Genomic DNA, 23,127 nt, shown 5'->3' with positions numbered 1-23,127 from the left:
CGCTGAGAGGAGGACGCCATGGCCAGCCAGGACTGGTTCGAGAAGGACTTCTACGCGATCCTCGGCGTCCCCCAGGACGCGGACGAGGCGGCGATCAAGAAGGCCTACCGCAAGCTCGCCCGCAAGCACCACCCCGACCAGAACCAGGGGGACGCCGCGGCCGAGCAGCGCTTCAAGGACGTAGGCGAGGCGCACTCCGTGCTCTCCGACCCCGAGAAGCGCCGTGAGTACGACGCCATCCGGCAGATGGCACGCGGCGGGGCCCGCTTCACGGCCGGTGGTCCGGGCGGTGCCACCAACGGCGGCTTCGAGGACATCTTCTCCTCGATGTTCGGCGGCGGAGGCCCGGGAGGTGGCACCCGCGTCCGGTACTCCACCGGCGGGGGCGGCCAGCCCGACCTCGAGGACATCCTCGGCGGGATGTTCGGGGGCCGCCCGGCCTACGGCGGGGGTGCGGGTTTCCGTGCCCCCACCGGCCCGCGCAAGGGTGCGGACCTCACCGCGCGCACCACGCTGTCCTTCCGCGACGCGGTCTCCGGTGCCACGGTGACCCTGGGCACCTCGGGTGGCGACCAGATCACCACCCGGATCCCCGCCGGGGTCAAGGACGGCCAGAAGATCCGGCTGCGCGGCAAGGGCCAGCCGGGGGACTCCGGCGCGCCGGCCGGCGACCTCATCCTCACCATCACGGTGGAGAAGCACCCGGTCTTCGGCCGGGACGGCGACAACCTCACGGTGGAGCTGCCGGTGACCTTCGCCGAGGCCGCCCTGGGTGCCACGGTGTCGGTCCCGACCCTCGAGGGCGACCCGGTCAAGGTGCGGATCGCGCCCGGGACGCCGAGCGGTCGCGTCCTGCGGGTCAAGGGCCGCGGGGTGCAGCGCAAGGACGCCCCCGGCGACCTCATGGCCAAGGTCGCGATCGTGGTGCCGCAGCGGCTCTCCGACGAGGCGAAGGCCGCCGTGGAGACGCTGCGCGAGCTCGACGGCGGGCACGACCCGCGGGCGGAGCTGTTCGAGAAGGCCCGGCGGTGAGCATGGCGGCCGAGCCCGAGTTCCGGCCCGACGACGACGCGCCGATCTTCGTGATCTCGGTCGCCGCCGCGCTCGCCGGCATGCACGCCCAGACGCTGCGCCAGTACGACCGGCTCGGCCTCGTGCGGCCCTCGCGCACGCGGGGCGGCGGCCGGCGCTACTCCGGCCGCGACGTCGCGCTGCTGCGCGAGGTGCAGCGGCTGTCGCAGGACGAGGGCATCAGCCTCGCCGCTATCCAGCGCATCCTCGCGCTCGAGGACCAGGTCTCCGCCCTGCAGGCGCGGGTGCGCGAGCTGCGGGCCGAGCTCGAGGAGGCCCGCACCGCCGCCGGCTACGGCGGCCCGGGCTCCCGGGTGTTCGCGGTCGGCCCGAGCGGCGAGGTGTATGCGCTGCGCGCCGGCCAGCGGGTGCGCAGCGAGCGTTCGCAGGCCCTCGTGGTCTGGCGCCCCGGCTCCCGCTGAGCCGGCAGGCCCCTTCACCACCGCCCCGTCGGCCTGCACCCTCCTACCCCGGCCCGGGGGCTCGCACCACGGACCTCCGGCCCTGATGGTGCGGCCGTCGCCGGGGCACACTGACGGGGTGTCCTCGTCGCCAGCACCCACGGACCTCGCCATCGCCCGGGCCGCGCACCTCGAGCCGATCGCCGAGGTGGCGCGCGCCGCCGGCATACCCCCGGAGCGTCTCGAGCCCTACGGCCGCCACGTCGCCAAGGTCGACCTGGCGGCCGTCCACGACCTCGCCGACCGGCCGCCAGCGAAGTACGTCGTCATCACGGCCATCACCCCGACCCCGCTGGGGGAGGGCAAGACCACGACGGCGGTCGGCCTGGCCCAGGGCCTCGCCCAGCTCGGCCACCGCGCCACGCTCGCGCTGCGCCAGCCGTCGATGGGACCGACGTTCGGCATCAAGGGCGGCGCGGCCGGAGCAGGCCACAGCCAGGTGCTGCCGATGGAGCAGCTCAACCTGCACCTCACCGGCGACTTCCACGCCGTCAGCGCGGCGCACAACCTGCTCGCCGCGATGGTCGACAACCACCTGCACCACGGCAACGAGCTCGGCCTCGACCCGCGCAGCATCGCCTGGCGGCGGGTGCTCGATGTCAACGACCGCGCCCTGCGCAACATCGTCGAGGGCCTCGGCGCCCGCATCGACGGTGTGCCGCGGCAGAGCGGCTTCGACATCACCGCCGCCAGCGAGGTGATGGTGGTCCTCGGCCTGGCGACGTCGCTGCGCGACCTGCGCGAGCGGCTCGGGCGCATCGTCGTGGGCTTCACGTATGCCGGTCGGCCGGTGACCGCCGACGACGTCCGGGCGGCCGGCGCGATGGCCGTCATCCTCAAGGACGCACTCCAGCCGAACTTGCTGCAGACCACCGAGAACACGCCGGTCCTGGTCCACACCGGCCCCTTCGGCAACATCGCGACGGGCAACTCCTCCGTGGTCGCCGACCGGCTCGGCATCCACACCGGGGACTACCTGCTCACGGAGGCCGGGTTCGGCTCGGACATGGGGGCCGAGCGCTTCGTCAACCTCAAGTGCCGGGTCTCGGGGCTGCGCCCGGACGCCGCCGTGCTCGTCGCGACGGTGCGCTCGCTCAAGGCGCACTCGGGCAACTACCAGGTCGTGGCCGGCCGGCCGCTGCCGCCGGAGATGCTGCACGAGAGCCCGCGCTCGGTCCGTGCCGGCGTCGACAACCTGCGCCGCCACCTCGAGATCGTCCGGTCGTTCGGGATGTCGCCCGTGGTCGCCGTCAACGCCTTCCCGTCCGACTTCGAGTCCGAGCACGCCGTCATCCGGGAGGTGGCCGAGGCGGAGGGGGCGCACGTCGCGGTCTCCACCCACGTGGCCGACGGCGGGAAGGGTGCGCTCGACCTGGCCGAGGCGGTCGTGGCCGCCTGCGGCGAAGCGAGCGAGCTGCGGTTCACCTACGAGCTCGACGACACCCTGCGCGACAAGATCGAGGCGGTCGCCAGGAAGGTCTACGGCGCCGACGGCGTCGACTTCTCGCCGGCCGCGGCCAAGGACCTCGAGCGGTTCGAGGTGCTGGGCTACGGCGGCTTCCCCGTGGTCATCGCCAAGACGCACCTGTCGATCTCCTCCGACCCCACGCTCCTCGGCGCCCCCACCGGCTGGCGGCTCCCGGTGCGCGAGGTCCGGGCCGCGGCGGGCGCCGGCTACGTCTACGCGATCAGTGGCGAGATGCGCACCATGCCCGGCCTGCCACGCCACCCGGCCGCAGCGGACATCGACCTCGACGAGGACGGCGAGGTCGTCGGCCTCTTCTGAGGGCGGGTGAGGGTGCGGCGGTGGGGGCGCGGCGAGCGGCCGCCGAGGGCCTGCCGCTCGTGCCTAGCGGAGGTGGGGCCGGTCGGAACCGTCGGCCGAGCCGTCCGCCGAGCTGTCCGGCGGGCCGACCGACGCACCGGGGAGGCCCCGGCGGGACCGGATGATCCCGCGGGCGTAGGTGAGGTCGCCCCAGAGGACCACCAGTCCCACCACCGCCAGCAGCGCGCCGGCAACCTCGTTGCTCCCGCCCAGGAGGCCGACCAGGCCGCCGGCGAGGAAGAGGACGCCGATCGCGGCGATGACCGCGGCGACCGCCCAGGCCACGGCCAGGTGCCACGCGCGCACCTCCCGCGCGGGCGTGTCGTCCCGGCGGACGGGGCGTGCGGCCTCGTGCACCGCCGAGGGCCCGGTGCGTCCTGCCCGGGAGGCGTCCCGTCGACCCGGCGCAGCGGTGTCCAGCGCCTGCGCGAGCTCGGTCCGGGCCGAGGTGAGCTCCCCGGCCGCACGGCGGTAGCGCAGCAGGCGCGTGAGCTGCCACCCCGCACCGGCCAGCACGAGCAGGCCGAGGCCGGTGACGGCTGCAGCCTGCGTCCCGGTCACGCCGCCGGCGGCCGCGCCCAGCACCACGAGGCCGAGGCCGACGAGGAGGCCCAGCACGGCGAGGGTCCACAGCAGGACGAGGGTGGAGCGCTTGGTCACGGGGTGGTTCGCCCTTCGGGAGGCTGCTGGAGGCTGGTGGGGTGGACCGGGCTCAGAAGATGGCGTCCCAGGCGTCGCCGGCCAGGTCGCCGACCGCCGAGCCCAGATCGGTCACCGCGTCGATGCCGGCTGACGCGGCTGCCCCCAGGTCGGTGATGCCGTTCTCGAACATCGAGTCGATGGCGCCGGAGGTGAAGGCGCCGACCACCGAGCCGACGGCCGCACCCGCCACGAAGCCCACGGCCGTCCCCACGCCGGGTACCGGGATGAAGGTTCCCACGAGCGCACCGATGGGGGCGCCCGCTGCGGCACCGGCCGCCATACCCGCCACCATGCCGCCGACGTTGGAGGTGACCGCCTGCGTCGCGGACTCGCCCTCCTCCATGTCCTCGTGGATGGAGTAGCCGGTCGCGACGACACCGAGGATGCCCAGGCCGCGACCGATGCCCTTGGGGATCTCGACGTTCCGCGCGCTGCGGGCGACCCGGGCGGCGTCCGTCTCGGCGGCCGAGGCCCGGTCGAGGAGGTCGTAGTAGGTCTTGGGGTCGTAGACCCGGCCCGTGGGGGTCTTCAGGGCCCCGGCATGCTCCCGCAGACGGCTGGCGGTGTCGGCAAGGAACTCGGACTGCTTCATCAGGATGGGGGCGGTCCTGAGCACGAGCGCTGCCGAGGCACCGCCGGTGAGGAAGTCGGCCGTCATGCTGACGAGCTCCTTGTCCCACCGGACGAGGGCCGAGGCGGAGTCCTCGACGGCAGCGGCCCAGTCCTTGAAGACGCTGTCGGCCGCCTTGCACGCCTTCTCGAACGCGTCGACCTTGTCGTTCTGGGTCTTGACCTGCTCCTTGACCTGCTCGTACCGGGCCGACTCCCGGGGGGTCGCGTCGGGGCCGGGTGGGGTGCCCTGCACCACCATCCGCTGACCGGGGTCGTGGATGACGGTCCCCGACACGGTGAGGTCGTCGGCGCCCGCCGTCCTGCGGACCTGTCCCATGTCGTCCAGCGCCCGGTCGAGGGCCGTCGCGAGACGTTCGACGTCGCGATCCGCCACCAGTGAGGACTCGTGCGCGTGCTGGGCGGCCTCTGCCAGGACCTTGGCGCGGTTGCCGAAGGCGGTGCTCGCCGGTCCGTCCCACGCCCCGAGGCCGGTGCTGCGGCCGCGGAACACCGCGGTGGCCATCTCGTCCGCCTGGTTGCCGAAGGAGTCCCTGAGCCAGTGGCCGACGGCGCGGATGCTGCCCGGGGAGCCGTCGATCCTCGTGTCGAGGTCAGTCATGAGCGCCTCCGCCGATGAGGAACCGCTCGGCCGCGGCCGCATCGGTCGCCGCGGAGGTGTCCACAGAGGTGCGCACCGCCTCGCTGATCGTGCGGGCCTCGAGGGCCAGGCGCCCACCGGCCTCGCACCACCGACTGAGCAGGCTGCTCAACACCGGGCCGGCCAGCCCGAGGTCCGAGGACGCCGGCAGGGCATTGCCGGTGGCGTCCATCTGGCCCGCGCTGTCGGACAACGACGTCGCGACGTCCCCCAGCACCTTCTCGTCGACGTAGAGGCGGCTTCCCCCGCCGCCTCCTTCAGCTGCGTACATGCAGGCTCCCCTCGCCTCGGCCGTGGACAGCGAGCTCGTCGTCGACGAGCAGGTGGTCGTACGGGTGTGCGCCCCGCAGCGTCTCGAGCTTGGCGGTCTCTGCCAGGAACCACGGCTGGTCGACCCCGAGCACGGCCTGCAGCCGGTCGAGGGAGGTGAAGGCCGGCAGCCCGGTGGAGCCGTCATCAGCCTGCAGGAAGCAGATCTCGACGTCCTCGAGGCTGGTGACGTCCGTGGCGCAGGGCAGGTAGAGGACCGGCGGCAGCCCTCGAGGGGCCGGCGAGGCGCCTCGCCGCTGGTCCGCAGGCATCGCGAGGTCGAGCAGCAGCAGGTCGAACGGCTCCCGTCGCTGCAGCTCGTCGAGCTGCTCGAGCGTCATGAGGGTCCAGGGCTGCTGGGCGCCGCAGCCGTCGAGCAGCCGGTCGAGGGCCGAGTAGGCGACCACTGCCGTGCGGCCGTCGCGCGTGCGCCGGTACTCCACCCTCGGGGCGGCGGCCGGACCGTCGGTGGCGTCGGCGTCGGCGCACGGCAGGTAGACAACGGGCGGGTATGCCGGCGACGGGCGACGCATGCCGAGAATATAGGCTATGTCCGAATGGTCCCGTCCGGTCCGACGGCGGTCGTACCCGTGCCAGCGGCCGGCGAACCCGTGCCAGCGGCCGGCGAACCAGTGCCGGCGCCGCGCACGCGGCATACTCGACCCATGAGCGAGCACCTGCTGGTCTTCCCCGAGCGCGACGTCGCCGACCAGGTGGCGGCCGAGCTGCGGGACGAGGGGTTCAGCGAGGTGCGGGTCGTCCGGGAGGCGCTCGCCGGCGAGGACGACTCGGAGTCGCACGAGTGGGGCGTCCACGTCGTCGAGGAGATGGTGGCCGACGAGTCGGGGCCGGTCGAGGGTGGCCTGCGCGACCGGTTCCAGGCCCTCGTCGAGGAGCACGGCGGCTGGTACGACCCCGAGCCCGACGGCTGGTCGACCCCGCCCGGCGTGGTCGCGCACCGTTCCACGGCCGAGACCACCCAGGAGCCGACCCCGGCCTAGGGCCGGTCCGGGCCGCCCAGGAGCTCGACGACGGCCTCGCCCGCCGCCCACGACGCCCCCTGGGTGAGCACGTGGGTGGTGCCCGCGGGCGGCTCCCAGCCGGGCCACCCGGTGTCGACGACCACGGCCCGGGGCCGCGCGGCCACCACGGACCGCACCGCGTCGTCCATCCAGGTGTGCCGGTGCGGGTCCCGCACGACGACCCACAGCGGCCGGTCCTGCGCGGCCGCCCGAGCCGCCGCGGCGACGTCGTCGGTGGTCCCCAGCCGGCGCACCTCGACCTCCGGCCAGCGCCGACGTGCCGCGGTCACCACGCCCACCGGTGTCTCGGCGCCGACCGCGATGTTCGTCGCCGCCTCGAGGACCAGCAGCACCGGGACGTGCGGGGACGGGACCACCTCCCCACGCACCCGCAGCGAGCGGGCAGCGGCCTCACGTCCGGCCGCGCGCCCCGCCTCGCGTCCCGCCCCAGGCCCTGCCTCGCGCCCCGCCCCCCTCACGGGCCCGGCGAGCTGCTGACCGAGCTCGCCCGGGTGAGCCGTCGCCGTGGCGCCCCGGGCGGCGTGGTCGGCTCGGTCGCGCAGGGCGTCGCGCCCGGCGGCGGCTGCGGCGACGCGAGCGACCGCCTCGGCGAGCCGCTCCTCGGGCAGCCGGCCGGCGTGCACCGCCTCGACGACCGCGTCGACGACGAGGTCGAGCGTGTCGACCCCGGCGGTGTCGCCGCCGATACACAAGGCGTCCACGCCCGCTACCAGCGCCAGCACGGCACCCTCGGCGAGCCCCACGGTGCGGGCGACGGCGCCCATCTCCAGCCCGTCCGAGACGGCGAGCCCGGTGAAGCCCAGGGTCTCGCGCAGCAGCCCGGTCATCACGGCCGGGACGAGCGTGGCCGGGCGGTCGTCCAGCACGGGGAGTCGGATGTGCGCGCTCATGATCGCGGCGACCCCGGCGTCCACGGCGGCGCGGAACGGCTCGAGCGCCGGGTCGTGCGCGGGGTCCCGCACGTCGACGACCGGGACGTCGAGGTGGCTGTCGACCCGGGTGCCCCCGTGGCCGGGGAAGTGCTTGGCGCAGGCGAGGACGCCGGCCGACTGCAGGCCGCGCACCCACGCCGCCGTGTGGCGGCCCACCAGCGCCGGGTCGGACCCGAAGCTGCGCACCCCGATGACCGGGTTGGCGGCCTCGACGTTGACGTCGGCGTCGGGGGCGTAGTCGAGGTCGATGCCGACGGCGACGAGCGAGAGCCCGATCTCGGCGCCGACGCGCTGGGTCAGGTCGACGTCGTCGACCGCACCGAGCGCGAGGTTGCCGGGCCAGGACGACCCGGTCTGGTGCTCGAGCCGGGTGACGTCCCCGCCCTCCTCGTCGACCGCGACGAGCGCGGCGGGGTTCGCCTCGTGGACCTGGGCGGTGAGCCGGGCGACCTGCGCCGGGTCGACGATGTTCCGCCCGAACAGCGCCACCCCGCCCAGCCCCTGCTCGAGGCGGGCCAGCAGCCAGGACGGCGCGGTCTCGCCGACGAAGCCCGGCTGCACGACGGCCAGGGCGAGGCGGGCCAGGTCGGGGGAACGCGACGACAGCTCCACGGGTCCTCCTGCTGCGGGTCGGTCGTGCCACGCCGGCACGGGGCGACACAGTGCGGCACGGGGCGGCACGGTCCGCCCGTGCCGCACGGTAACAGCGGTACGTCCCGCCGTGGCCGTGGTTCCACCCGCGAGCGGGGGCGCCAGGTCGGGCGGCTCCCGCGCCTCACACCGTGCGCAGCTCCAGGAACTCCTCGACGTCGAGGAGCCCGAGGACCGCTCGCTCCACCCGGCGGATGCCCCGGCGGTCCGGGTCCCGGTAGACCCGGAGCCCCTTGGTGAACCGTGCGACCGCAGCGGGGATGGGCACCACCCCACGGTATGCCGCGTGCCCGCCGGGCGGGGGGTGGTCGCGGTTGCCGAGCAAGGTTGAGCGGAATACGCTCAACTTTGACGAGGTTGTCACCCACGGAACCGTCCACCGAGCACAGGAGAACCGACCAGGCATGGAGCTCAAGCCCACCGCCAAGGTCGCGGAGGCGCTCGCGCTCGCGCAGCGCGCCGCCCAGACCGCGGGCCACCCCGAGATCACCCCGGACCACCTCACGAGCGCCATCGTGCAGCTCGACACCGCCCAGGCGGACGCGCTGCTTCAGGCCGCCGGCACCGGCGCCCAGCACGTGCTCGGCCAGGCCGACGCCCGGCTGCGCGCCCTGCCCACGACCTCCGGTGCCAGCGCGACCCCCGGCCTCGGCCGCGAGGCCGCTGCGGTGCTCCAGCACGCCGACACCCTCATGCGGGCCAAGGGCGACACCTACCTCGCCCTCGACCTGCTCCTGCTCGCCCTCGCCGAGACCGGGCACCTCTCCGCCGTCCAGCAGCGCGGCGCCAAGGACATGGAGGCCAAGATCGACGCCCTGCGCGGGGGGCGCAAGGTCACCAGCGAGACCCCTGCCGAGCAGGGCGAGGCGCTCGAGAAGTACGGCACCGACCTGACCGAGATGGCGCGCGACGGCAAGCTCGACCCGGTCATCGGCCGCGACTCCGAGATCCGGCGCGTCGTGCAGGTGCTGTCCCGCCGTACCAAGAACAACCCGGTCCTCATCGGCGAGCCCGGCGTCGGCAAGACCGCCGTCGTCGAGGGCCTCGCCCAGCGGATCGTCGACGGCGACGTGCCCGAGAGCCTGCGTGGCAAGCGGCTGGTCAGCCTCGACCTCGGCGCCATGGTCGCCGGGGCCAAGTACCGGGGCGAGTTCGAGGAGCGGCTCAAGGCCGTCCTGGAGGAGATCCGGAACAGCAACGGCCAGATCGTCACCTTCATCGACGAGCTGCACACCGTCGTCGGCGCCGGGGCCACCGGCGAGAGCGCGATGGACGCCGGCAACATGCTCAAGCCGCTGCTCGCGCGTGGCGAGCTGCGCCTCGTCGGCGCCACGACCCTCGACGAGTACCGCGAGCACATCGAGAAGGACCCCGCGCTCGAGCGCCGCTTCCAGCAGGTCTTCGTCGGCGAGCCCTCGGTCGAGGACACCATCGCGATCCTGCGCGGCCTCAAGGAGCGGTACGAGGCGCACCACAAGGTGACCATCGAGGACTCCGCCCTCGTCGCCGCGGCCTCGCTCTCGGACCGCTACATCTCGGGCCGCCAGCTGCCCGACAAGGCGATCGACCTCGTCGACGAGGCCGCCTCCCGCCTGCGCATGGAGATCGACTCCAGCCCGGTCGAGATCGACGAGCTGCGCCGCCAGGTCGACCGGCTCCGGATGGAGGAGCTGCACCTGCAGACCGAGACCGACGAGGCCTCGCGCGAGCGGCTCGAGGCGCTGCGGGCGACCCTGGCCGACAAGGCCGAGCAGCTCGCCGCGCTCAACGCCCGCTGGGAGGCCGAGAAGTCCGGCCTGAACAAGGTCGGCGAGCTGCGCGCCAAGGTGGACGAGCTGCGTACGCAGGCCGACCGGTTCGAGCGCGAGGGCGACCTCGGCAGCGCCTCGCGCATCCGGTACGGCGAGCTGCCGGCCCTGGAGAAGGAGCTGGCCGCCGCCCAGGCCGCGGAGGACGCGGCCACCCCGGCCGACGCCATGGTCAAGGAACGCGTGGGTGCCGACGACATCGCCGAGGTCATCTCGGCGTGGACCGGCATCCCCGCCGGCCGGCTGCTGCAGGGCGAGACCGAGAAGCTGCTCTCGATGGAGTCCATCATCGGGGCCCGGCTGATCGGCCAGGAGACCGCGGTCCGCGCGGTGTCCGACGCCGTCCGCCGCTCGCGGGCCGGCCTCGCCGACCCCAACCGGCCCACCGGGTCGTTCCTCTTCCTCGGCCCGACCGGCGTGGGCAAGACCGAGCTCGCCAAGAGCCTCGCCGACTTCCTCTTCGACGACGAGCGGGCGATGGTCCGCATCGACATGAGCGAGTACTCCGAGCGGCACGCGGTCGCGCGGCTCATCGGCGCCCCGCCCGGCTACGTCGGTTACGAGGAGGGTGGCCAGCTCACCGAGGCGGTCCGCCGCCGGCCCTACTCCGTCGTCCTGCTCGACGAGGTCGAGAAGGCGCACCCGGAGACGTTCGACATCCTGCTCCAGGTGCTCGACGACGGCCGGCTCACCGACGGCCAGGGTCGCACGGTCGACTTCCGCAACGTCATCCTCGTGATGACCTCCAACCTCGGCAGCCAGTTCCTCATCGACCCGGTGATGGCGCCCGAGGACAAGAAGGAGGCGGTGATGACGGCCGTGCGCACGGCCTTCAAGCCCGAGTTCCTCAACCGGCTCGACGAGGTGGTGGTCTTCGACCCGCTGAGCACCGAGGAGCTCAGCCACATCGTCGAGCTCCAGGTCCGCGAGCTCGCCTCGCGCCTGGCCGACCGCCGGATCACCCTCGAGGTGACCGACGCGGCCCGCGAGTGGCTCGCCATCACCGGCTACGACCCGGCCTACGGCGCCCGCCCGCTGCGGCGGCTGGTGCAGCGCGAGATCGGCGACCGGCTGGCGCGGGCGGTCCTCTCCGGTGAGGTGCGCGACGGCGACACGGTCGTCGTGGACCGGGACGACAGCCTCGACGGGCTCACCGTGCGGGGGGCGGACCACGCCGTGGCCTGACCGCGCCACCCGCCGCGCCCCCGAACCTGGGGACGAGGGGGTATGCCGTGGGCACACGGCATACCCCCTCTGCCGTCCCAGCGGGGTGCAGGAGGCGACGCGAGCCGTGCGAGTCCGGACGGACCGCACCAGACTGGGGCGCATGACCAGGAACGGCGAGGAAGGGCTGGCCCGGCGGCCGGAGGGAACCAGCGACGCGACGGTCGAGGCGGTCGGCAAGCTCAGCGAGGCCTTCGAGACCATCGAGGAGGCCCGCGGGCGGCTGTACGGCTTCCACCGGCTCACCGGGTCCGCGGACCTCGCGCTCGGCGAGGCGGTGGACAAGCTGCGGGACGCCGGCCACGCCGAGCTCGCCGACCGGATCCAGACCGAGCTCGTGGGGCGCAACGTGGTCCAGGGCCGCTGGACCTTCCAGCTCGTCGAGGAGTTCGACGACGGCTACCACGCCGACTTCGCGCGGATCGAGCGCGAGGTCCGCGAGGAGCTCATGGGCGGCCGGCGGCACGTCTTCGAGGCCGAGATGAAGGCCGACCGGCGCACCGAGGGGCGCGCGGGCCACGAGGCGACGCCCGAGCCGGGCGCCTGAGGGGACGACGACCCGTGACCACACGCCTGTCCCAGACCAGCGACCTGTGGTGGAAGAACGCCGTCATCTACTGCGTCGACGTCGAGACCTACTTCGACGGCAACGGCGACGGGATCGGCGACCTGCACGGCCTGACCCAGCGCATCGACTACCTCGCCGAGCTCGGCATCACCTGCCTGTGGCTCATGCCGTTCTACCCCTCGCCGGACCGCGACGACGGCTACGACGTCACCGACCTCTTCGGCGTCGACCAGCGGCTCGGCACCCACGGCGACCTCGTCGAGCTGATCCGCACCGCGAACGACCGTGGCATCCGCGTCATCGCCGACCTCGTCGTCAACCACACCTCCGACCAGCACCCGTGGTTCAAGGCGGCCCGGCGCAGCAAGGACAACCCCTACCGCGACTTCTACGTCTGGCGGTCCGACCCGCCACCAGATACCTCGGACAAGGTCGTCTTCCCCGACAAGGAGGACAGCATCTGGGCGCTCGACGAGAAGACCGGCGAGTGGTACCTCCACCACTTCTACACCTGCCAGCCCGACCTGAACTTCGCCAACCCGGCGGTGCGCGACCAGATCGCGAAGTCGATCGGGTTCTGGCTCCAGGTGGGCATGGCGGGCTTCCGCGTCGACGCGGTCCCGTACCTCGTCGACGACATCGACACCGAGGCACCGGACGTGCCGGGCGACCCGCACGAGTACCTCAAGGAGCTGCGCGCGTTCCTCAACCGCCGCCGGGGCGACGCGATCCTGCTCGGCGAGGTGAACCTGCCGCACCAGGACCAGAAGCAGTACTTCGGCGGCGCGTCCGGCGACGAGCTGCACATGATGTTCGACTTCATCGCGATGCAGGCGATGTACCTGTCGCTGGCCCGGCAGGACGCGCGCCCGCTCGCGAAGGCGGTGCGGGCGCGGCCCGCGATCGACCCGGACTGCCAGTGGGCGACGTTCGTGCGCAACCACGACGAGCTCACCCTCGACAAGCTGAGCGACGAGGAGCGGCAGGAGGTGTTCGCCGCCTTCGGGCCCGACCCGCAGATGCAGCTCTACGGCCGGGGGCTCAAGCGGCGGCTGCCGCCGATGCTCGACGGCGACCCGCGCCGCATCCGGATGGTCTACAGCCTGCTGTTCTCCCTGCCGGGGACGCCCACGCTGTACTACGGCGAGGAGATCGGCATGGGCGAGGACCTCGCCTCCGAGGGGCGGATGGCGGTGCGGACGCCGATGCAGTGGGAGCGGACCGCCAACGGCGGCTTCTCGAGCGCCCCGCCCCGCAAGCTCGTGCAGCCGGTCGTCCCCGGCGGCTACGGGCCGGAGCACGTCAACGTCGCCGACCAGAAGCGCGACCCCGACTCGCTGTGGAACTACGTGCGCAGCCTCATCCAGACCTACCGCGAGTGCCCCGAGCTCGGGTGGGGCGACTTCACCGTGCTGGAGCAGCCCCTGCACCAGGTCCTGGTCCACCGCTGCTCCTGGGAGGGCTCGACCGTCGTGGCGGTGCACAACTTCGCCGCCGAACCGGTGTCGGTGACCTTCCCGCTCGACCCGCTCGACCTCGAGGGCGACCTGCCGGTCTGGCTCGAGGACCTCGTGGCGAGCGGGACGCAGGAGCCGCGGCCCGACGGCACCGTCGAGGTCGCGCTCGAGGGCTACGACCACCGTTGGTACCGCCTGCGCCGCGACGACCTGCCCCGCCGCTGATCGACGCCGACGGACCGGACGTGCTCAGCTCACCGGCCGCACGGCATACGGCATGACGCCCGTCTCGGAGGTGGAGAAGGCTCGGACGTGGAGGTCCGGGCCGCTCACCCGGTCGGCCTCCACGATCCTGCCGTCGCCGACGTAGAGCGCCACGTGGTGGATGCGCGAGGCGGACCTCGTCGAGTCGGACCAGAAGACCAGGTCGCCCGCCCGCAGCCTGCTGATCGGGACTCGGGGCCCGTCGGCGTACTGGCTGCGCGAGGTGCTCGACACCCGCACCTTCGCGCCCTGGTAGAACGCGTACTCCATCAGGCCGGAGCAGTCGAAGCCGACGGTGTCGCGGTCGTCGATCCCGCTGGGGCTGCAGCAGATCCCCTTCGTCGGGCCGTACGCGTTCCCGCCGCCCCACGAGTACGGGTACTTCCCGGTCATCGACCGCGCCGCGGCGATGACGGCCCTGACCTTGGCGCTCGGGGCGCCCTGCGACGGCGGCGTCGTGCCCGCGCACAGGGGCGCGACGAGGCCGTCGGACCCGGTGCGCACGTAGGCGTCGCTGACGTAGCCGCCGGACTTGATCCGGTCCCAGACCCGGCTCGTGCCGTAGGTGCCCGTCACGTCCTGCCCGTACGTCTGGCAGGTGATGGTCACGCGGGCACCGTCCACCCGGGACCCGATCGCGGCCGAGGCGGCGGTGGGCTCCTGCCGGACCGTGAGCGCCGGCCCCGGGTTGCCCCTGGTGTTGACGATGCCGGTGGCGCCGGCCGCCTGCGCGGCGACGGCGCCGGCGACGGAGGTGCCGACGAGGGCCGCGGTCGCGACGGCCGTGGCCACCCGGCGGCGGGTGGTGGAGAGCAGGTTCATGGGGTCCCCCTGATGGTGTGCCGGCTCCAGCCGGGTCGCCGCGAACGCTAGGGCGGGGCGCGTGTGGCGACCATGGGGAGCGGTCCCCGGCGGATAGCGTGGGCGCATGCGTCCCCCCGGTCGGTATGCCGTCGCCGCCGCCCTCGCGGTCGGCCTCGCCTCCGGCCTGCTCGCCGGGTGCAGCGGCGGGGACAAGGCGGCCGCGAAGGCCGAACTCCCGCCGGCCCAGCGCCTCGCCGCGGCCAGGACCGCCCTGGAGAAGAGCCCGGCGGTGTCGTTCACCCTCACGTCCGAAGGCCTGCCCGGCAAGGCCGTCGGGGTCTCGGCGGCCAAGGGCACCGGGCTGTTCCAGCCGCCGTCGTTCAAGGGCACCCTCGACGCCACCATCCGCGGCGTCACGGGCACCGTCGAGGTGGTCGCGGTCGAGCAGGACGTCTACCTCAAGTTCTTCACGCCCGGGTTCAGCAAGATCGACCCCAAGACGTACGGGGCGCCGAACCCCGCGCAGCTGTTCAACACCCAGACAGGCGTGACCAGCCTGGTGTCGAAGACGACCGGCCTCGAGGCAGGCCCGCGCACCCGCGACGGTGCCACCATCGTCGACACCTACACCGGGAAGGTCCCGGGCTCCGCGGTCGCCGACCTCTTCGTCATCGGCGACCGAGCGGGGACGTTCGACGTGACCTACGGCGTCGCGGAGGACGGTGACGAGCTGCGGTCCGTGGTGCTCAAGGGGCCGTTCTACGCCGGCTCGACCTCGACCTACACCGCGCGCCTCACGAAGCTGCCCCAGGCCGTTGCGATCTCCCGCCCCTAGGGCGCTGCTGGCCACCGCGTCGGTCGCGGTGGCGCTGGCGGCGGCCGACACCTACGTCGTCGTGCTCGCCCTGCCCGACATGATGACCGGCGTCGGGCTCGGGATCGACGCGCTGCAGGAGGCGACGCCGATCGTGTCGGGCTTCCTGCTCGGCTACATCGCCGTGCTGCCGCTCATCGGGCGCCTCGCCGATCTCGTTGCCCGGCAACGGATCCTGCTCGGCTGCCTCCTGGTCTTCGTCGTCGGCTCCCTCGTCACCGCCGTGGCCGTCGAGCTGCCCGTGCTGGTCTGCGGGCGGTTGCTCCAGGGGGTCGGCGGCGGAGGCCTGGTCCCCGCCACCCTGGCCCTCGTGGCGGACCTGTGGCCGCGAGGACGGCGTGGCACCGCGCTCGGTGTCGTCGGCGCCGTGCAGGAGCTCGGCAGCGTCCTCGGCCCGGTCCTCGGGGCCCTCGTTCTCGCGGTGGCCGACTGGCGGGCGATCTTCTGGCTCAACGCCGGTGCCGGGGTGGTGCTCGCCGGCCTCGTCGTCGTGACGGGGGGTCGCCGACCCGCGTGGCCGCGGGCAGTCCCTGCGGTGGTGGGCCTGCTCGGGCTGGTCGCCACCGGGCTCGCCCTCGTGGCGCCCGAGCGGCTCGTCACGGACGTCACCCTCGGCGTGCCGTTCGTGCCCTTCGCCGGGTATGCCGCGCGGCTGGCCACGCCGGTCGGAGTCGTGGGGCTCGTGCTCGTCGTGGTGTGGCTCGGGCTGCTGCTGCACCGGTCGTGGCCGCTGCTGCGCCGGGCCGACCTGCCCGGCGCCCTGCTGCTCGGGACCGCCCTGGGCACCCTCGTGCTCACCTTCGCCGCGAGCGACCCCGAGCGCGAGGTCGTGGGTCCCCTCGGTCTCGTGCTCCTGCCGGTCGGCGGGCTCGCCCTCGGCCTCTACCTGTGGCGGCACCGCCGGGCTGCTGAGCCGCTCGTCCCGCGCGGTGTCGTCCGCGGCCGCACGGCCAGTGCGCTCGTCGTCAGCCTGCTGACCGGTGTCGCCCTCGTCGCGGTCGTGGTCGACGTGCCGCTGCTGGCCCGGCTCACGCTCACCGACTCGCAGACCACGGCGGCGCTGGTCCTCGTGCGGTTCCTCGTGGCCGTGCCGGTGGCGGCGCTGGCCGGTGGCTGGGCCCTGCGCCGCGCCGGTGAGGCCGTCGTGAGCGGAGCCGGCCTGCTCCTGTCGGCCGCCGGCCTGTTCGCCATGAGCCGCTGGGGCGACGGCGCGCTCGGCTCGTGGGCGGCCACCGTCGTGCTGGTGCTCGTCGGTCTGGGGATCGGTCTGGCGCTCGCCCCGGTGAACAGCGCTACCCTGGCCGACTCGCCGGCCGACGCCCACGGTGTGGCGGCCTCGCTCGTGGTCGTCGCGCGGATGGTGGGGATGGTCGTGGGCCTCGCCCTGCTGACGGCGATCGGCCTGCACCGGTACTACGCCGCGGTCGCAGCCCTGTCCGATCCCACGGACACCGGCGCGCTGGTGCGCGCCGGTGTGGTCCAGGTGCAGACGGTCTTCCTCGGAGCGGCGCTCGCGGCTGCGCTGGGTGCGCTGGTGTCCGTGCGGCTGGGACTGCACAGCCGGGACTGACCCCGGGCGGGGGCGTCAGTGTCCCTGTCGGTGTCAGCTGTCTGAGTCAGCTCGGGTCTGTGTCAGCTCGGGTCTGTGTCAGCTCGGTCTGTGTCAGCTCGGGTCGGGCCGGGCGGACAGGACGGTGTCGAAGGCGTCGACGACGTGGTCGGTGGCCTCGTACATGAGCATGTGGCCGCGCCCGGGCAGCTCGACGACCCGGGCGCCGGGCACGAGCTCACCGAGCCGGTGGGCGTGCCGGGGCGGGGTGAGCCGGTCGCGGGAGCCGACGAGCACCACGGTGGGCACCGCCGCGAGCCGCGCGACCGCCTCCGTCTCGTCGTGCTCGCCCAGGGCGGCGTGGAACCGGCCGAGGGTGGGCAGGGTCGTCGCCGCCACCTGCTCGCGGGTGAGGCGGACGAGCTCGGGGTGCGCCTCGTCGCCGAACAGCAGCCGGCGCTGTCCCCTGGTCGTGACGAGGCGTCCCGTGGCGATGGCGGGCATCCGCGCCGCGAGCCGCATCGCCGCACCCTGCACCCGCGGCAGGCCGGTGCCGAGGTCGCCCGCCGAGGTCGCGACCAGCACCACGCCCGACACCCGGTGCCCGAAGTCGTCGGGGTGCAGGCCGGCATACGCCATCACCGTCATGCCGCCCATCGAGTGGCCGCCGAGGACGACGTCCCCGTCCGGGGCGACGACGCCGAGCACGGCCGCGAGGTCGTCCCCCAGTGCACGGACGCTGGCGGCGCCGCGCAGCGGCGAGGAGCCGCCGTGCCCGCGCTGGTCGTAGGACACGACCCGCAGGCCGCGCTCCAGCAGCACCTCGACCACGGGCAGCCACGACTGCCGGGTCAGGGTCCAGCCGTGCGCAAGGACGACCGTCGGTGCGCCCTCGCCGGCCGGGGAGCCGGGGAGGTGCTCCTCGACCCGCAGCAGCGCGCCGTCGGGCGCCGCCACCGTGAACGTCCGCCCGGTGCCCGGACGGCGGTCCGCCCCCGACGTCCCCGCCACGTCAGTCCTCCAGCTCGACGACGACCGGGGCGTGGTCGGAGGCGCCCTTGCCCTTGCGCTCCTCCCGGTCGATCGCCGCACCGGCCACGCGGGCGGCGAAGGCCGGGGTGCCGAGGACGAAGTCGATCCGCATGCCACGCCGCTTCTGGAAGCTCAGCTGCGTGTAGTCCCAGTAGGTGTAGGTGCCCGGTCCCGGTGCGTGCGGCCGCACGACGTCGACGTAACCCGCGTCGAGGAACGCCTGGAAGGCGGCCCGCTCGGGCGGCGACACGTGGCTCTTGTCGAGGTAGTACTCCATCGACCAGACGTCCTCGTCCTGCGGCGCGATGTTCCAGTCGCCCATCAGCGCTGCGGTCTCCCCGCGGTCGACCCAGCCCTTCGCGTGGGCCTGCAGGTGGGCCAGCCAGTCGAGCTTGTAGGCCATGTGCGGGTCGCCGATGCCCCGCCCGTTGGGGACGTAGACCGATGCCACGCGGACGCCGCCGCAGACGGCCGTCAGGGCGCGGGCCTCGACGACCGCGGGCTCGCCCCAGCCGGGGGCGCCGGGAAAGGAGGGCTCGGCGTCGCTGATCCCCACGCGCGAGACGATGGCGACGCCGTTCCAGTGGTTGAGGCCGTGGTGGGCGACCTCGTAGCCGAGCGCCTTGAGCCGGTCGAAGGGGAACTGCGCGTCCGTCGCCTTGGTCTCCTGGACCGCCAGCACGTCGACGTCGGTGCGCTGCAGCCACGCCTCCAGCCGGTCGATGCGGGAGCGGACCGAGTTGACGTTCCAGGTGGCGATACGCACGGAGCCACCCTAGGTGACCCCCGGTAACCGCCGTACAGTGACCGCATGAGCACTGCCCTGGTCACCGGCGCCACCGCCGGAATCGGTCTGTCCTTCGCCCACCAGCTCGCCGAGCGCGGCCACGACGTCGTCCTGGTCGCGCGCGACCGGGCGCGGCTGGAGAACGTGTCCGACGACCTGCGGGCGAAGTACGGCGTCTCCACCGAGATCCTGGTCGCCGACCTGTCCGACCGGGCCGAGACGGGCAAGGTCGCCGAGCGGCTCGCGGACCAGGCCCGGCCGGTGGATCTGCTCGTCAACAACGCGGGCTACTCGCTCAAGCGGCGCTTCCTGGACAACCCCATCGAGGACGAGGAGGCGCTCTTCGACGTCCTCGGCCGCGCCGTGCTCGTCCTGTCGCACGCCGCCGCCAACGCCATGCGCGTGCGTCGTCACGGGGCGATCGTCAACGTCTCGTCCGTGGCCGGGCAGATCGCGTCGGGGCCGTACTCGGCCGTGAAGTCCTTCGTCACCGTCTTCACCGAGGGCCTCGCGACCGAGCTCGCCGGCACCGGCGTCACGGCCACCGCCCTCCTGCCGGGCTTCACCCACACCGAGTTCCACCAGCGTGCGGGCGTGACCATGTCGAGCATCCCCGAGTTCATGTGGCTCGACGCCGACAAGCTGGTCCGCGCCTGCCTCGACGACGTCGCGAAGGGGCGCGTCGTCTCGGTGCCCGGCGCGCAGTACAAGGCGATCGTGGGAGCGCTGCGCGTCCTGCCGCGCGGCCTCGTGCGCTCCCGGGCTCGCAAGGCCCACCGCCCCAGGGACTGAACGGTCACGTGCTGGGTGCGCGGGCATCGGTAGGCTGGTCGCCCGTGACCGACATCGCCGCCGCCCGCGCCCGCCTGCTCGAGATCATCAAGGACAAGGCCATCGTGCACGGCCGGGTGACGTTGTCCTCCGGCAAGGAGGCCGACTACTACGTCGACCTGCGCCGGATCACCCTCGACGGTGAGGCGTCGCCGCTGGTGGGCATCGTGATGCGTGACCTGGTCAAGGACCTCGAGTTCGACGCGGTCGGCGGGCTCACCCTCGGCGCCGACCCGGTCGCGACGGCGATCCTGCACGCCAGTGCCGCTGCCGGGGACCGCAAGGACGCCTTCGTGGTCCGCAAGGCCGGCAAGGCCCACGGGCTGCAGCAGCGGATCGAGGGCCCGTCGATCGAGGGACGCCGCGTCGTGGTCGTCGAGGACACCTCCACCACCGGCGCCTCCCCGCTCGAGGCCGCGAACGCCGCGCGCGAGGTGGGTGCCGAGGTCGTGGCGGTCGCCACCATCGCCGACCGCGCGACGGGGGCGGCCGAGAAGTTCGCCGCGGCCGGGCTCGAGTACCGCTTCGTCTACGGGCTCGAGGAGCTCGGGCTGGCCTAGGATCGCCTCGACCGACAGACGTCCTGTCCGGACAGGCAAGGGGAAGCCCGTGATCGTCGCGATCGTCATTCTCGTCCTCGTCGTGCTGCTCGCCCTCTGGGCGGTCGGCATCTACAACGGGCTGATCAAGCTGCGGAACCTCGTGCAGGAGGCGTGGCGGCAGATCGACGTCGAGCTCAAGCGCCGGCACGACCTCATCGGCAACCTCGTCGAGACGGTCAAGGGGTATGCCGCCCACGAGCGGGGCACCCTCGAGGACGTGATGAAGGCGCGCTCGGCCGCGATGAGCGGCGGGCAGTCCCCGGCCCAGCAGGCGCAGTCGGAGGGGCTGCTGTCCGCGGCGCTGGGGCGGTTGATCGCCGTCGCCGAGGCCTACCCCGACCTCAAGGCCAACCAGAACTTCCTGGCGCTGCAGGGCGAGCTGACCTCCACCGAGGACCGCATCGCCAGCGCCCGGCGCTACTACAACGCCAACGTCCGCGAGCTCAACACCAAGGTCGAGACGGTCCCCTCGAACGTCGTGGCCGGCATGTTCGGCGTGCACCGCGAGGAGTACTTCGAGACCGAGACGGCCGCCGAGCGCGAGCCCGTGCAGGTCGACTTCGGCCAGCGCGAGGCGACGATCCCGCCCCCGAGCGGGTATGCCGGCGGCGGGGCTGCGGGCGCGGGGGATGCGGGTGCCGGCACCGATGCGGTGCCCCCGGCCGGTGCTGCCGCAGCGGCCGGTCCCGCTCCGGAGGCGGCGGCACCCTCGCCCGAGCAGGCACCGCCGACGCCGCCCCAGCAGGGCGAGCCGCCGGCCCAGCCGTAGTCCTCGCTGTCCTCCGTCACTGATCCGCATGGTGCTCAGTGACGTAGCACGGGTCCGGTGCACCCGGCGGGGCACTACGTCACTGATCCGCACGGTGGTCAGTGACGCAGGGCGGCCCTGATGCGCCGGGCGGCTCGCTACGTCCTTGATCGGACAGGCCGATCAGTGACGCAGGACCGGTCCCGTGCGCTCGGCGGCTCGCTACGTCCTTGATCGGGCAGGCCGATCAGTGACGTAGGACGCGGCACCAGTGCGTCGTCCTGGCCGGCAGCGGGGGCTCGGCCTCGGGCCAGGCGGTAGGTCAGGCCGTGGGTCGGTCGGTGGATCAGGCCGTGGGTCGGGCGGGCTGGTCGGCGCGACGGGCGGGCAGCACCAGGCCGTAGACGTCCCACGGCCGGGCGCCGTCCGGGTGGTCGCGACTGGTGCGGCCGCCGTACGACCGGATGAGCACGTGCAGGGACTCCCGCAGCTCGCGCTCCTCGTCGTCGGTGAGCCAGAGCCGTCCCCGGGCGGTCATGCCGTGCTCCTCGCCGTCGGCCACGAGCACGGCGAGCCGGTCCAGACCCCCCTCGAGGTCGGCGAACCACTCGTGCACCGACAGCCGGCTGTCGTCGATGCCCGCAGCCCGGTGCGCACCGGGGGTGATCGTGAGGCTGTCGGCCACCGCCCGCCACGGCCGCTCGCGGCCGTCGCCGGACTCGACCCGCTCGACGATCCCCCACGTCGCGAGCGCCCGCAGGTGGTAGCTCATCGCCGACGGCGTGACGTCGCAGAGGCGGGCCGCCTCGGTGGCGGTGAGCACTTCGCCCGAGTACAGCTCGGTGACGACCCGCTGGCGGGCCGGGTGGGCCAGCGCGCGCAGGGCCCGCGGGTCGGTGATCCGCAGCTCCTCACGGGTCACCGCCTCCTCGGCCCGCGGCGCCCCGTCGCGCGGGCTCCCCTTCGCGGCACGTGACGTCCCCCCGCGAGGGCGCGCCCTCTCGGCCCGTGACGTCCGCTCGGCGCCCTGCGACTGCGTGGTTGACCGCGGCATACCTGAAAGACTACCTTCACAAACTGTGAAAGGTTTCTTTCAGGAATGGCGAGCCGTCGCGACGACGCCCGGAGCGGCCGTCGTCCTCGGCGCGGGTGCCGTCTCGGTGGCGGGGGACTCGGCCGCCATGGTGGCGCTCGTCCTGCGGGCGCACGCCTCCGCCGGGGGCCCGGCCGCCGTGGCGGCCCTGCTCGTCTGCTTCGCCCTGCCGGTGGTCGCGACGACGGGGGTCGCCGGCGCGCTCGCCGACCGGGCAGAGCCGAGGCACCTGCTGCTCGCGACCGGGCTCCTCCAGGCGGGCGCGGCGGCCGGGCTGGCCGTCGCCGACGGCCTCGCCGCCACCTGCCTGCTCGTCCTGGTGATGCAGACCGGCTTCGCGTTCGGTCAGCCGGCGTGGGGAGCGGTGGGGCCGGCGCTCGTCGGCGAGGACCGCGTCGGCCGCTTTGTCTCGCTCCAGCAGGCGCTGCGCGGCGTCGCAGGGCCTGCGGGCGCCGGCCTCGGTGGGGTGCTGGTCCAGACCGGCGGCACCGACCTCGTCCTGGCCCTCGACGCGGTCACCTTCGTCCTGCTGGCCCTCGCCGGTGCCGCGCTGCGGGTCGGTGCCGCGGCCCCGGCCGGCCCGCGGCCCCGTGGCTGGGACGCCGTCCTGCCCCGTTCCGGGGTGGCGGCGCTGCGCGATCTCCCCGTGCTGTGGGTGCTCGTGCTGGCCCTCTTCCCGGTGGTCGTCGCCGTCGAGTCGGTCAACGCCGCGGAGGTCTTCCTCGTCCGGGACGTGCTCGGCGCCTCCGCTGCCGCCTACGGGCTCGCCGAGACGGTGCACGGCGGGGCCGCGGTCGTCGGCGCCCTCGCCGCCGGGGCCGTCACCCGACCGGGCGTCCGCGTCCGCACGGTGCTGGGCGCCATCGTGGTCGTGGCGTTCGCCCAGGTGGCCCAGGGCCTCGCGCCGACGTATGCCGCGTACCTCGCGGGGAGTGCCGTGTCCGGCGCCGCCCTCGGGGTCGTCAACGCGCTGCTGTTCGCGCTGCTCCTGTCGCAGGTCACGGCGGGCCGTCGCGGCTCCGTCGTCGCCTTCGTCAGCGGGGTCTCCCGCGGGTGCTCGGTGCTCGCCCTGTCGCTCGGCGGCGTCCTCACGGTGCTGTCCGGGCCGCGCACGGCATACCTCGTCACCGGCTGCGCCGGCCTGCTCGTCGCGCTCGCGGCGGCCGCGCGTGTCCACCGGTCGGTGGACACGCGATCCACCGTCCGGGGCTGACGCGGACGC

23 protein-coding genes are annotated in these 23,127 nt (G+C 74.0%); 13 read left to right on the top strand and 10 right to left on the bottom strand.

Translation table 11 applies throughout. From position 1 onward, the window contains the following. Positions 1-18 precede the first annotated feature (18 nt). From ACYVDO_RS07835 to ACYVDO_RS07825, 3 genes are all read left to right on the top strand, one after another. On the top strand, positions 19-1,032 hold the full coding sequence (locus ACYVDO_RS07835) for a DnaJ C-terminal domain-containing protein (RefSeq protein ID WP_460934476.1): 1,014 nt from the start codon (positions 19-21) through the stop codon (positions 1,030-1,032). 2 nt (positions 1,033-1,034) lie between these two features. Beyond that, positions 1,035-1,493, top strand: a complete 459-nt coding sequence (locus tag ACYVDO_RS07830) for a heat shock protein transcriptional repressor HspR (RefSeq protein WP_460935040.1) — start codon at positions 1,035-1,037, stop codon at positions 1,491-1,493. A gap of 118 nt (positions 1,494-1,611) precedes the next feature. Next, the gene (locus ACYVDO_RS07825; protein WP_460934474.1) at positions 1,612-3,318 is read left to right on the top strand and encodes a formate--tetrahydrofolate ligase; all 1,707 of its coding nucleotides are present in this window, start codon (positions 1,612-1,614) and stop codon (positions 3,316-3,318) included. A 63-nt stretch (positions 3,319-3,381) separates the two neighbouring features. On the opposite strand, the gene ACYVDO_RS07820 is transcribed toward ACYVDO_RS07825, so the two are convergent. From ACYVDO_RS07820 to ACYVDO_RS07805, 4 genes are read right to left on the bottom strand one after another with little or no spacing between them, the layout of a single operon-like run. After that, entirely contained in the window at positions 3,382-4,017 is a 636-nt protein-coding gene (locus ACYVDO_RS07820) for a hypothetical protein (RefSeq protein ID WP_460934472.1), read from the bottom strand. A 52-nt stretch (positions 4,018-4,069) separates the two neighbouring features. Further along, on the bottom strand, positions 4,070-5,290 hold the full coding sequence (locus ACYVDO_RS07815) for a hypothetical protein (RefSeq protein ID WP_460934470.1): 1,221 nt from the start codon (positions 5,288-5,290) through the stop codon (positions 4,070-4,072). Next, on the bottom strand, positions 5,283-5,600 hold the full coding sequence (locus ACYVDO_RS07810) for a hypothetical protein (RefSeq protein WP_460934468.1): 318 nt from the start codon (positions 5,598-5,600) through the stop codon (positions 5,283-5,285). Before ACYVDO_RS07810 ends, ACYVDO_RS07815 begins: the two co-directional genes overlap by 8 nt. Beyond that, complete coding sequence (locus ACYVDO_RS07805) at positions 5,587-6,171, bottom strand: SseB family protein (protein ID WP_460934466.1); 585 nt, start codon at positions 6,169-6,171, stop codon at positions 5,587-5,589. Before ACYVDO_RS07805 ends, ACYVDO_RS07810 begins: the two co-directional genes overlap by 14 nt. A gap of 132 nt (positions 6,172-6,303) precedes the next feature. Here ACYVDO_RS07805 and ACYVDO_RS07800 point away from each other — a divergent pair, with 132 nt between their 5' ends. Continuing rightward, positions 6,304-6,639 (top strand): ribonuclease E inhibitor RraB, encoded by a 336-nt coding sequence (locus tag ACYVDO_RS07800; RefSeq protein WP_460934464.1) that lies wholly within the window; start codon positions 6,304-6,306, stop codon positions 6,637-6,639. On the opposite strand, the gene ACYVDO_RS07795 is transcribed toward ACYVDO_RS07800, so the two are convergent. Beyond that, on the bottom strand, positions 6,636-8,225 hold the full coding sequence (locus ACYVDO_RS07795; protein ID WP_460934462.1) for a glycoside hydrolase family 3 protein: 1,590 nt from the start codon (positions 8,223-8,225) through the stop codon (positions 6,636-6,638). The two genes, ACYVDO_RS07800 and ACYVDO_RS07795, sit on opposite strands and share 4 nt — an antisense overlap. 163 nt (positions 8,226-8,388) lie before the next feature. Continuing rightward, complete coding sequence (locus ACYVDO_RS07790) at positions 8,389-8,532, bottom strand: hypothetical protein (protein WP_460934460.1); 144 nt, start codon at positions 8,530-8,532, stop codon at positions 8,389-8,391. 136 nt (positions 8,533-8,668) lie between these two features. On the opposite strand from ACYVDO_RS07790, the gene clpB reads away from it, so the two are divergent. The 3 genes from clpB (at position 8,669) to ACYVDO_RS07775 (ending at position 13,546) form a co-directional block, all read left to right on the top strand. Continuing rightward, the gene (clpB, locus tag ACYVDO_RS07785) at positions 8,669-11,257 is read left to right on the top strand and encodes an ATP-dependent chaperone ClpB (protein WP_460934458.1); all 2,589 of its coding nucleotides are present in this window, start codon (positions 8,669-8,671) and stop codon (positions 11,255-11,257) included. Between the two features lie 142 nt (positions 11,258-11,399). Then, complete coding sequence (locus ACYVDO_RS07780; RefSeq protein ID WP_460934456.1) at positions 11,400-11,843, top strand: hypothetical protein; 444 nt, start codon at positions 11,400-11,402, stop codon at positions 11,841-11,843. 14 nt (positions 11,844-11,857) lie between these two features. Next, complete coding sequence (locus tag ACYVDO_RS07775; protein WP_460934454.1) at positions 11,858-13,546, top strand: alpha-amylase family protein; 1,689 nt, start codon at positions 11,858-11,860, stop codon at positions 13,544-13,546. A gap of 24 nt (positions 13,547-13,570) precedes the next feature. Here the strand turns inward: ACYVDO_RS07775 and ACYVDO_RS07770 are convergent, their stop codons facing one another. Next, the gene (locus tag ACYVDO_RS07770; RefSeq protein WP_460934452.1) at positions 13,571-14,407 is read right to left on the bottom strand and encodes a C40 family peptidase; all 837 of its coding nucleotides are present in this window, start codon (positions 14,405-14,407) and stop codon (positions 13,571-13,573) included. 106 nt (positions 14,408-14,513) lie between these two features. Between ACYVDO_RS07770 and ACYVDO_RS07765 the strand changes: the two genes are divergently transcribed. Both ACYVDO_RS07765 and ACYVDO_RS07760 read left to right on the top strand, forming a co-directional pair. Beyond that, positions 14,514-15,224 carry an LppX_LprAFG lipoprotein gene (locus tag ACYVDO_RS07765; RefSeq protein WP_460934450.1) on the top strand — a complete coding sequence of 237 codons (711 nt, stop codon included), beginning with the start codon at positions 14,514-14,516 and terminating at the stop codon, positions 15,222-15,224. Next, positions 15,205-16,833, top strand: coding sequence for an MFS transporter (locus ACYVDO_RS07760; protein WP_460934448.1), 1,629 nt, complete (start codon positions 15,205-15,207; stop codon positions 16,831-16,833). Before ACYVDO_RS07765 ends, ACYVDO_RS07760 begins: the two co-directional genes overlap by 20 nt. A 93-nt stretch (positions 16,834-16,926) precedes the next feature. Here ACYVDO_RS07760 and ACYVDO_RS07755 read toward each other — a convergent pair whose 3' ends face one another. Both ACYVDO_RS07755 and ACYVDO_RS07750 read right to left on the bottom strand, forming a co-directional pair. Then, positions 16,927-17,823, bottom strand: coding sequence for an alpha/beta fold hydrolase (locus ACYVDO_RS07755; RefSeq protein ID WP_460934446.1), 897 nt, complete (start codon positions 17,821-17,823; stop codon positions 16,927-16,929). A 1-nt stretch (position 17,824) separates the two neighbouring features. Continuing rightward, positions 17,825-18,610 (bottom strand): exodeoxyribonuclease III, encoded by a 786-nt coding sequence (locus ACYVDO_RS07750; RefSeq protein WP_460934444.1) that lies wholly within the window; start codon positions 18,608-18,610, stop codon positions 17,825-17,827. A 45-nt stretch (positions 18,611-18,655) separates the two neighbouring features. On the opposite strand from ACYVDO_RS07750, the gene ACYVDO_RS07745 reads away from it, so the two are divergent. Genes ACYVDO_RS07745 through ACYVDO_RS07735 form a run of 3 tightly spaced genes read left to right on the top strand, consistent with a single transcriptional unit; the run spans position 18,656 to position 20,833 of the window. Further along, positions 18,656-19,423 (top strand): SDR family NAD(P)-dependent oxidoreductase, encoded by a 768-nt coding sequence (locus ACYVDO_RS07745; RefSeq protein ID WP_460934442.1) that lies wholly within the window; start codon positions 18,656-18,658, stop codon positions 19,421-19,423. A 44-nt stretch (positions 19,424-19,467) separates the two neighbouring features. After that, complete coding sequence (pyrE, locus tag ACYVDO_RS07740; RefSeq protein WP_460934440.1) at positions 19,468-20,022, top strand: orotate phosphoribosyltransferase; 555 nt, start codon at positions 19,468-19,470, stop codon at positions 20,020-20,022. Positions 20,023-20,071: 49 nt separating this feature from the next. Continuing rightward, the gene (locus ACYVDO_RS07735; protein WP_460934438.1) at positions 20,072-20,833 is read left to right on the top strand and encodes a LemA family protein; all 762 of its coding nucleotides are present in this window, start codon (positions 20,072-20,074) and stop codon (positions 20,831-20,833) included. A 325-nt stretch (positions 20,834-21,158) separates the two neighbouring features. Here the strand turns inward: ACYVDO_RS07735 and ACYVDO_RS07730 are convergent, their stop codons facing one another. Next, positions 21,159-21,866 carry a winged helix-turn-helix domain-containing protein gene (locus ACYVDO_RS07730; protein ID WP_460934436.1) on the bottom strand — a complete coding sequence of 236 codons (708 nt, stop codon included), beginning with the start codon at positions 21,864-21,866 and terminating at the stop codon, positions 21,159-21,161. 25 nt (positions 21,867-21,891) lie between these two features. On the opposite strand from ACYVDO_RS07730, the gene ACYVDO_RS07725 reads away from it, so the two are divergent. Further along, positions 21,892-23,118 carry an MFS transporter gene (locus ACYVDO_RS07725; RefSeq protein WP_460934434.1) on the top strand — a complete coding sequence of 409 codons (1,227 nt, stop codon included), beginning with the start codon at positions 21,892-21,894 and terminating at the stop codon, positions 23,116-23,118. Positions 23,119-23,127: the final 9 nt, after the last annotated feature.

This window comes from Phycicoccus ginsengisoli, from assembly GCF_054779295.1.
The sequence above is the reverse complement of the archived record's forward strand: the minus strand, read 5'-3'. Positions and strand labels throughout refer to the sequence as shown.